This window comes from uncultured Candidatus Puniceispirillum sp., assembly GCF_963979125.1.
Lineage (GTDB): Bacteria > Pseudomonadota > Alphaproteobacteria > Puniceispirillales > Puniceispirillaceae > Puniceispirillum.
Genome location: NZ_CAXBVX010000082.1, coordinates 1 through 8683 on the forward strand (window position 1 = coordinate 1; position 8683 = coordinate 8683).

Below are 8683 nucleotides of genomic sequence, written 5' to 3' on the forward strand. Positions count from 1 at the left end.
GTCAAATCTCCGGCCTTAGCGGCGACGTTATGGGCGCAAGTATAATCGGCGCGGAAATAGGCTTTATGACTATGTTTTATGGCTTATCAACCATCAGCTTTACGGGATAATGCTAGCAAGATGGATATACCTATCACCCGCTTTTATTTTGTCAGGCATGCCATGGTGCAAAAGAAATCAGACCACCTGCCGCCTCATGATCCACCAATTACCAACCAGCCTCATGATCTGACAAGTTTGATCGAGGCGCTACCCAAGGGTGCGGACTGGCATATAAGCCCGCTTCAACGTACCCGTCAGACTGCGGATTTGCTGAAAGCACAGCTAGACCCCCAATCGACAAAAATTGAACCTGCCTTAGTTGAGCAAAGTTTTGGCACCTGGGATGAGCAACTTGTGGCTGATATTTGGAAAGAGCTTAAAGATAAACCGCGCCATAACTGGTCGTATATGACTGCGGATCGGGTCCCGCCTGGGGGTGAAAGCTTTGCCCAGCAATGTCTGCGTGTCGCGCATTGGTGCCAGCTTCAAGAACAGCAAGAGTTTTTATCACCACAAATTCTGATTACTCATGCTGGTACTATTCGCGCCATGCTTGCGCATATGCTTGATATATCGCCTGATCGTGCCTTGTCCTTTGATGTGCCAAATCTAGGCTATTTTGAAGCACATTTGATGAATGCCAAACATGGACAGAACCATGCAGGCGGCCTATGGCAGGTGAAATCATTACCATAGGATGGATATAACCCGCTGCTGGCTGGACTCTATGCCCCTACCCCCATGCGGCGCATGCCACGAGGATCAATCCAGCCAATCGTTCCATCTTCACGAAAATGGACGACATTGAGGCCAAGATGATTTGCGTTCCGGAACATCAACATGTTGGCACCGCTCAATTCCAGCCGCATCACTGCCTGATCGACGCTTAGCGTTTCAATGTCATATGACATGTCTGCAAAAACGGGGACAAGCTCTTCATCCGACTTTGCATCATCAGACGTGTTCACCTGCTCACTGGAGGCATATACTTTCATCGGCGCGGTCATGATCGCGTCTTCTTCTTCGCCGATTGTGACGGCGTTACGATGATTCTTGAGTCGCCTTTTATGACGGCGCAAACGTTTTTCCGCATGCGTCATAGCTGCATCCAGCGCCGTATGGGCATCACCAGCCTGACCCGTGGCTTCGAGTTCAATACGGCGGGACAGTGCGACCCGGGCACGAACGGTAAAACCAGATTCAGCTTTTTCCAGCGTTATGTGGCCACTGACAGCATTTTGAAAATATTTTTCTACTACATTGTTCAGGGCATTATGGGCGTGTTCCTGAAAGGCCGCCCCAGTATCCATATTTTTTCCTGAAATATTAATTTGCATGCGGCATATCTCCCTCAATCGAAAAGTAACTGCATCACATATGAACAGCCACTGAAGCGCATATATCTACGCCCATCTTTGCTTTGAGGGAGCAGAAGGGCGCTCCAGACACTTATGGTGCCAAGAATAAGGATTTGAAGCAAGAAGTTCGTTGATTTTATATCTAAATGGCTGGTGCAGCCCTGAAGCCAAGAGACAGACGCCCTTGTGTAACCTTGTCAACGCCATGAAGCGGACGGGCATCTTCTCCATCTCGGTTGCTAAAGCCAGGTGCCGAAAGCAAGACCAATCGCCCAGGACGATCATCGACAACGCGTTTACCGTTACCTGACCGATCATTGCAACGAAACAACCGTGATTTGCCATCAAGGCAAATGATAATCACGATGTGATGATAGCGTTGCCCATCCCGATGAATGCCAATACCCCGTGAACCTGCCGGATAACGCTGAATGGCAAAATCTTCAAGACGTAATTGTTTGGCAAACGGATTTTGCAACATAGTCTGCCCCGCCATCCAAAGGGATGTTTCAAGACATGTCGCAAGATCATCAAAAACACCGCGCCGCGGTGCTGGAAAACAGACATCAAAATCCTGAAATGTTTTGCGACCTTGATAATTGATTGTATCTTGTGCCTGCCGAAATTCTTGCTGATTAGCGGACTGCCGAAGGATATTTATTTCAGTTTCAGTGAAAAATTGAAAACTAGTCATCCGGCAAGCAGGCTTTGCCAAGCGTTTTAATGCTGCACCAAGACGTTGTTGGCGGCTTTGGTCAGGTTCAAACATTTTAGCTTCCCGATTCAAAAATTACCGGACTTTTACAGGTCGCACATAGTAGCCCTGATTTTCGACGATGGCGTTCAACCTCAAAACAGCCATTAGGACACCGCATCATCCAGCGCGCATGCGAAAAATTCAGTGTATGGCACCGGGTCGCTGTGCATCCGATGGCGCGCGCCTGTTGCCGCCATACAGCATCATGACCATGATGTGGCCCAACAAGCGCATGCGCAATTTCATGTAAAATCGTATCACGTATGTGATCCATTTCGGCATAGCGAACATAATGCCGCGATAATGAGATTTCTTTTTTGTTATAGTCACATTGGCCAGCCCGACGTCGCGCATGATCCAGCTTTATGCGCCAATCACTAAGACCATGTTCTTTCATCATATCAACGGCAAGGTTTATGGCTTCGGCATGCGGACGGTCTATTTTAGCCAGCTTTTCGGGAGCATGCTCGGAAATGGTTGGTGTTGGCTCGGAACGGGGTAATGTACCCTGTGGCGCGGCCTGACCAATCAGGTCGGAAAACATATCTATGATTCTGTTTTTTTGGCGCATTAATGATCCTTAATAACCTGCACCAGATCAGCTACTTTCATGTTTGGCAAGCCAGCCAACAACCTTGCCAGCTGCCGGAATCCAGATCAAACCTGCAAACAGATAAAAGACCAGATCAACAAGCCAATGAATATTGATGATATAGTCAGCAAGTGCCATCACCATTCCTACATAGATAATTAATGCTGGCACCAAACCTACTGCCACTGTGAAATGTCGCCATCTGGCCATATTACCCTCAAATCCTTTTGGCGTTAAACGCCCTTTTCCAGTCTAAAGTCAGCCAGCGAATGCATCAACGAGCAATTTCAAGCCCATGAACAGCAAAATGCCATGCGATATATGATAGAAAATGCGATCACTCATGCGTTTGTTCAACCACCACCCCAGAAAAACGCCCACCGGCACCACTGGTAGCAGCATAGCTGATATGTGCAAACTATCGGCAGAAAATAGGTCTAGTTGTAAGTAAAGCGGGGCTTTAAGCAGATCAATGACCATGAAATAGACACTGAATGTTCCTACAAATGCCTGACGGGAAACCCTGTGCGGTAATAGGAATATCTGTGCCGGAATACCACCAGATAGAGAAATAAAGCTAGAGATGCCAGATAAGCCACACCATATGGCGGCGCGTTGCCATATGCGTTTATCAACATAGTCAGCAAGGACTGCCAACGTTGCGTCCCTGAAAACATCAATCCAGTATTTAATACCCGTAACAACTGCCACAACACCGATCAACGCCGTAAGCATCACGTCGGTGAAATAGTCGAATAATAACCAGCCAACCACCTGCCCCAACAGGGCGAATAGGCACATTATTAAGACAATCCGCCAATTACAAAATTTGTACCATATAAACAAAACGCCAATATCGGTTATCAGAAATATCGGTAGCAAAGCCGCCAGCGCTAATTTAGGCGGTAACACAAACAGCATAATCGGCACGGAAGTCGTTGCCAGTGCGCCCCCAAAGCCAGATTTGGCAACTGATAACATCAGCACCGACAATGCCGCCATGGTCCAGAACAGGAAGGGCGCGTCCGTCAATGTTTCAAAACCGGTCATGATTTGTGCTTTCGTGCTTCGACAAAGGCTATATAGCTGATTGACGACAGCACAAGAAACGCCCCTGCCCATGTCGTCATTGCGGGAATTTCGTCAAAAAGGATGAAACCAAAAGCGGCAACAAACAATAATTGAATGAATTTACCTGATTGCGACGCCCACATCGGCCCCCGAAATGACCGCATTATGGCAACATGTGCCAAGGTCGCCAGAAGCCCAATCAAACACACGCCAAACCACTGTGATAACGTCATTGGTTGCCAAACTAGCATTGCGGGAATGAACAAAAGTAGAGCTATCAACATTGATAGCGTGATGATGATCATATTATCGTCATAGTCAGCTTTGAGTTTTTTTGCGATTAACTCGGATGACGCAAAGGCTGGCCCCGCGGCAAAGATTGCCAGCATACCAATGTTGATTTCGGCAAATCCCGGGCGAACAATCAACAGCGCGCCTGCAAATGAAACCAAAATTGTGATCATACGTGGCATTGTCAAAATTTCGCCAAACATGACTGCCGCGCCAATAACAACATAAACAGGCACTAGATTCAGCATTGCATTTACGTCAGCTAATGCCGCATGCAACACCGCAAAAAACCAGAGAAAAACTGCCGCCCCATGCAAACAGGCACGTATCACAAACAGGGTGCGATGATTACTTTTAAAAAAACTGAAACTAAACCTGCCAACAAAGGGAACCAATATCAAAGCGCCGATAGCATAGCGCAAAAAGGTCGTCTGCGTGGTTGGCACATCAATCAGTAAAAGACGGACAGTGAGCATAACGCCCGCAAACATCAGCACGCCACCCATCATCCATGCCAATGCGGCAATCACCCCTTCACTGTCTTTTACCGACGCAGGATCTGCGTTATCAGAAGCGGGTATCAAACTTTTGCCAATGCTGGATTTTTTTCTGCCCAAAATAAAGGACCGCCCGTATGTGCAGCAAAACCAGTCCCAAATAGCATTGCGGCATCAGCTATATCATCCGATTCAACAACACCTTCGGCAACGGCGGCACGACATTCAGCCACAAGCGGCGTCAGTAATCTTAACGTCATAGTTTGCAAAACATCTGCGTCATAGGATGCGCGCGGCCTTATGGCTTTTTTGTCATCCCACTGATAAAAGCCCTGCCCGCTTTTGCGGCCAATCGTGCCCGCGACTATTAGGGATTTGAGCCGTGCTTCAGACGTTTCTGACATACCTAGAACGATACCGGCATCATGGCATACATCTAGCCCGATTTGATCTGCTAGTTCGATTGGCCCCATAGGCATGCCAAATTCGACAAGCGCCTGATCAATCATATCGGCGTTTTCTCCATTAACCACGGCATCGATAGCGGCAAATAAATAAGGTAGCAAAGCCCGATTGACCAAAAAGCCAGGAGACGATTTACAAGCAACAGGCAGTTTCTTCATTGCCCCTGCCACGCACATGGCACGACGGATAGCCGCGGTATCGCTGGCCGCGGTATGGACAATTTCCACCAATGGTAAAACCGGAACCGGATTAAAAAAATGCATACCAATCAAGCGCTGTGGATTTTTGAGCGACGCACCAATTTCTTCAAGCGGGATCGCCGAGGTGTTTGTCGCCATGATCGAGCCAGCTTTCATTTTGCTTTCGGCTTCGGCAAACACCATGCGCTTTATGTCAAGATTTTCAGCCACCGCCTCGATAAGCAAATCAGCTTCACACAGGCCAGCACCCATTTGATCTGCCTGTAAACGGTCTTTAGCCGTCTCAGCATCAGGAGATTTCAAACGGCGGTCATATAAAGCATGTGCACGTTTCATGGCGTTTTCAATGGTCTGGGCATTGAGGTCTTGAAGCGTAACCTTAAAGCCGCTCATCGCCGCGACTGCCGCAATATCGCCGCCCATGACGCCCGCACCAACAACGTGAATATGGATGACTTCACTAATACCACGGCCTTGTTTTTTCAACGTATCATTCAACGCAAAGACTCGTCGCAAGCCCCGTGATGCATCGCCCATCATCAGACGGGCAAAAATGTCAGTTTCTGCCGCTATCAATCGGGCTTGATCCGGATTTTGCATAGCAAAATGACGAAGAATTTCAAACGGAGCTGGCGTGTTGGCTTCACGAAAACGCGCTGTAATTTTGGCCGTTTCAGAATCGATAAGGTCAGCTATATCTTCGGTTGTAGGAACAGTTTTTTTATCATCTGAAAATTCTTTAATTGATTTTTTAGCTTCGTCTTTTAATACACTGTTATCATGAACTAAAATATCAAAAATATTAGACGATAGCGCTGCCTTGGCGTTAAGTGGTTTTCCATGCAGCACCATGGACAAGGCTGTCGCAAGACCTGCTCTTTTGGCCATGCGGCCAGTCCCACCATAGCCTGGCAGAAGCCCCAGATTTACCTCTGGAAAACCAATTTGGACAGCGGGGTTATCAACGCCAATGATAACATCAAAGCCAAGTGCTAATTCACAACCACCGCCAAGCGCAACACCATCAACCATCGCCACAGTCGGACAAGGTAAATCCTCAATACGCTGAATGGCAGCAAGCGTTACGCTAATATGCGCTTTGATTTCATCTTCGCTGGTGAAAGCCTCAAATTCGTTAATATCGGCTCCGAAAATAAACCCGCGCGATTTAAGCGAATAAAATACAAGTCCTGCTGGCGGTGTATCGGCTAGATGTTGAGAAATATTTGCCAATTCATGCAAAACAGCGACGGTTAGCACATTGACCGATTTACCTGCCACATCAAGACCAAGCCAAATGATATCATCAGTATCCTGTTCGATATGCCAATGTTCGTATTTCATGTCTAACAAACGCATCACCATTCGGGTTTTGTAACAAGCGCACCGATCATTACTATACCCGTTCCCTTTTTTTCATAATTGCAAAATATAGATTTACCATCGAAGCATTTGCCTACAACATGCCCTTAATATATCGCAAAATTTCGGCAACATCGCCAGAGATGAATCGATCAGGGGTGCCAATTGGCCCACTATCACCACATTCGGGATCTGGTCGTGATAGAAACCAGACAGGCAATGCAAGTTTGCGCGCGGCGTGAAGTTTGGCAATACTGGCAGTACCACCTGAGTTCTTGGCACAAATATGCGTTATGCCATGCGTTTTGAACAGGGCCTCTTCATTTTCACTATTTTTATTAGGAAGTGATTCTATAAATCTGAATTTATTTGATGTAATGACATTTTCTTTTTTCAATCCACGAGCCCATATATCGATATGATCTAGCTGATTAAAGGCCGGCAAAGCCCCACTTCCACCAGCCAGAAATACACGGGCACCCTTTGGAAGGGCTTTGGTCATGTCCTGCCAGCTTGCGAAATACCGCCAATCATCGCCTTTGCCTGCTTGCCATGCTGGCCGGATGAATCGTATCAGTTTCCCCCCTATCATTGTCGTCGCATCATTGGCATTCCGGCTCATCTGCGCCGCATAGGGATGCGTTACATCAACAATGACGTCAACAGCATGGGAACGGCAAAAATCCGCCAGCCCCGCGGCACCGCCAAAACCGCCCTTACGTGTTGGCACCATCAGATCAATTGGTGATGGTGTTACGCCAGCCAATGAAGCGGTGATTGTGACCCGCGCATCATCTTTCAAACTGCCAATGAGTGTCCGTGCTTCGTTGGTGCCTGCCAAAATCAGCAAATGCATCACAATGCCAAACTTCCCGCTTGGCCTAGCAAGGCACCGTCGCGGCTGATAATCAGTATTTCGACAGCAATATCATCACGCTTGAGATAGGCACGTGCCGCATCATGTGCCTGTCCAGCAATAATTGTAGCTAGGGCATGTTTTTGATCTGTGTCTGCCATTTGCACAATTTCAAGCACGCTATTCGCATGCGCCACCGCGTCATGATCAAAGCCCAAAGGCGTTGCCACTGTCGCCAGCTTTTCAAAATCCACCTGTGACCTTGCTGAATGCAAATCAACGGCACCTTGCGCCATTTTTACCAGCTTACCAAAGCCCCCTGCGATGGTCAGGCGCGGCACCGGATTTTTACGCATATATTTTAGCATGCCACCGATAAAATCACCCATATCAAGTAACGCTATGTCAGGCAGATCATAACGGTTTTTGGCAAATCCCTCGGATGTAGCACCGGTTGACCCAATTACATGCGGCAAGGCATTTGCCCGCGCAACATCAATACCGCGATGAATGGACGCAATCCATGCTGAACAGGAAAATGGCCGCACGACACCTGTTGTCCCCAAAATTGATATACCGCCTTCGATTCCCAGCCTTGGATTCCATGTTTTAAGGGCAATCTTGTCACCATCAGGTACCGAAATTTCAATTTCAACATCACGTGTTCCCCCAAGTGACGTTGCCAATGCATCAATCACAGAAGACATCATCTGACGTGGCACGGGATTGATCGCTGGTTCGCCCACATCGATAGGCAATCCGGGCTTTGTAACAACCCCCACACCAGAACCCTGGCAAAAGACCACGCCACTACCACGCGCGCCAAGCCGCACAGTGGCGCAAATCAGAGCGCCATGCGTGACATCCGGATCATCGCCTGCATCCTTTATGACACCAGCAAAAGCCCAGCCATCACCAACTTTGGTTGTGGCTATTTCTAAATCGGCATTTTTGCCGCTTGGCGTCACAATAGTGACGCGATCAGGAAACTTGCCTGTTATCAAAGCCATGTAGGATGCATTGACCGCGGCGCTAGCACAGGTGCCCGTTGTCCATCCGAACCGTAAATTAGAGCTAAGCGTTGACGTCATGGGTTTTTATCATTTTGTCTGAATGTGATAACCGCTTTATTTGCCGTCAAATTTTCGTGCAATGGACAGCTAACAAGGATAATATCACGCGTAATGGGTAA

The 8683-nt window shown here is 47.8% G+C and carries 10 protein-coding genes; 1 reads left to right on the plus strand and 9 read right to left on the minus strand.

Features of this window, described 5'->3' with window-relative positions; all coding sequences use genetic code 11:
• Window positions 1-120 precede the first annotated feature (120 nt).
• Complete coding sequence (locus ABNT28_RS08380; RefSeq protein ID WP_332925141.1) at window positions 121-738, plus strand: histidine phosphatase family protein; 618 nt, start codon at window positions 121-123, stop codon at window positions 736-738.
• 29 nt (window positions 739-767) lie between these two features.
• Here ABNT28_RS08380 and raiA read toward each other — a convergent pair whose 3' ends face one another.
• The 9 genes from raiA to ABNT28_RS08425 all read right to left on the minus strand — a co-directional run bounded on the left by raiA (window position 768) and on the right by ABNT28_RS08425 (window position 8582).
• Window positions 768-1379 (minus strand): ribosome-associated translation inhibitor RaiA, encoded by a 612-nt coding sequence (gene raiA, locus ABNT28_RS08385; protein ID WP_332925142.1) that lies wholly within the window; start codon window positions 1377-1379, stop codon window positions 768-770.
• A 163-nt stretch (window positions 1380-1542) separates the two neighbouring features.
• Window positions 1543-2169, minus strand: coding sequence for a hypothetical protein (locus ABNT28_RS08390; RefSeq protein ID WP_332925143.1), 627 nt, complete (start codon window positions 2167-2169; stop codon window positions 1543-1545).
• A gap of 1 nt (window position 2170) precedes the next feature.
• A complete protein-coding gene (locus tag ABNT28_RS08395; protein WP_332925144.1) occupies window positions 2171-2728 on the minus strand; it encodes a SprT-like domain-containing protein in 558 nt (185 codons plus the stop codon).
• 27 nt (window positions 2729-2755) lie between these two features.
• Window positions 2756-2959 (minus strand): DUF2842 domain-containing protein, encoded by a 204-nt coding sequence (locus ABNT28_RS08400; RefSeq protein WP_332925145.1) that lies wholly within the window; start codon window positions 2957-2959, stop codon window positions 2756-2758.
• A 48-nt stretch (window positions 2960-3007) separates the two neighbouring features.
• Window positions 3008-3799: a sulfite exporter TauE/SafE family protein gene (locus ABNT28_RS08405; protein ID WP_332925146.1), complete on the minus strand. Its 792-nt coding sequence runs from the start codon at window positions 3797-3799 to the stop codon at window positions 3008-3010.
• Window positions 3796-4728, minus strand: a complete 933-nt coding sequence (locus ABNT28_RS08410) for a DMT family transporter (RefSeq protein ID WP_332925147.1) — start codon at window positions 4726-4728, stop codon at window positions 3796-3798. The genes ABNT28_RS08405 and ABNT28_RS08410 overlap by 4 nt, the downstream gene beginning before the upstream one ends.
• The gene (locus ABNT28_RS08415; RefSeq protein WP_348721381.1) at window positions 4692-6617 is read right to left on the minus strand and encodes a 3-hydroxyacyl-CoA dehydrogenase NAD-binding domain-containing protein; all 1926 of its coding nucleotides are present in this window, start codon (window positions 6615-6617) and stop codon (window positions 4692-4694) included. The genes ABNT28_RS08410 and ABNT28_RS08415 overlap by 37 nt, the downstream gene beginning before the upstream one ends.
• Window positions 6618-6729: 112 nt before the next feature.
• Window positions 6730-7491, minus strand: a complete 762-nt coding sequence (locus ABNT28_RS08420; RefSeq protein WP_332925149.1) for a precorrin-6A/cobalt-precorrin-6A reductase — start codon at window positions 7489-7491, stop codon at window positions 6730-6732.
• On the minus strand, window positions 7491-8582 hold the full coding sequence (locus ABNT28_RS08425) for a cobalt-precorrin-5B (C(1))-methyltransferase (protein ID WP_332925150.1): 1092 nt from the start codon (window positions 8580-8582) through the stop codon (window positions 7491-7493). Before ABNT28_RS08425 ends, ABNT28_RS08420 begins: the two co-directional genes overlap by 1 nt.
• Window positions 8583-8683: the final 101 nt, after the last annotated feature.

Coding starts and splice junctions, on each gene's coding strand:
- ABNT28_RS08420 (WP_332925149.1), bottom strand. CDS start 7,491: ATGCATTTGCTGATTTTGGCAGGCACCAACGAAGCACGGACACTCATT.
- ABNT28_RS08415 (WP_348721381.1), bottom strand. CDS start 6,617: ATGAAATACGAACATTGGCATATCGAACAGGATACTGATGATATCATT.
- ABNT28_RS08425 (WP_332925150.1), bottom strand. CDS start 8,582: ATGACGTCAACGCTTAGCTCTAATTTACGGTTCGGATGGACAACGGGC.
- raiA (WP_332925142.1), bottom strand. CDS start 1,379: ATGCAAATTAATATTTCAGGAAAAAATATGGATACTGGGGCGGCCTTT.
- ABNT28_RS08380 (WP_332925141.1), top strand. CDS start 121: ATGGATATACCTATCACCCGCTTTTATTTTGTCAGGCATGCCATGGTG.
- ABNT28_RS08400 (WP_332925145.1), bottom strand. CDS start 2,959: ATGGCCAGATGGCGACATTTCACAGTGGCAGTAGGTTTGGTGCCAGCA.
- ABNT28_RS08390 (WP_332925143.1), bottom strand. CDS start 2,169: ATGTTTGAACCTGACCAAAGCCGCCAACAACGTCTTGGTGCAGCATTA.
- ABNT28_RS08395 (WP_332925144.1), bottom strand. CDS start 2,728: ATGCGCCAAAAAAACAGAATCATAGATATGTTTTCCGACCTGATTGGT.
- ABNT28_RS08405 (WP_332925146.1), bottom strand. CDS start 3,799: ATGACCGGTTTTGAAACATTGACGGACGCGCCCTTCCTGTTCTGGACC.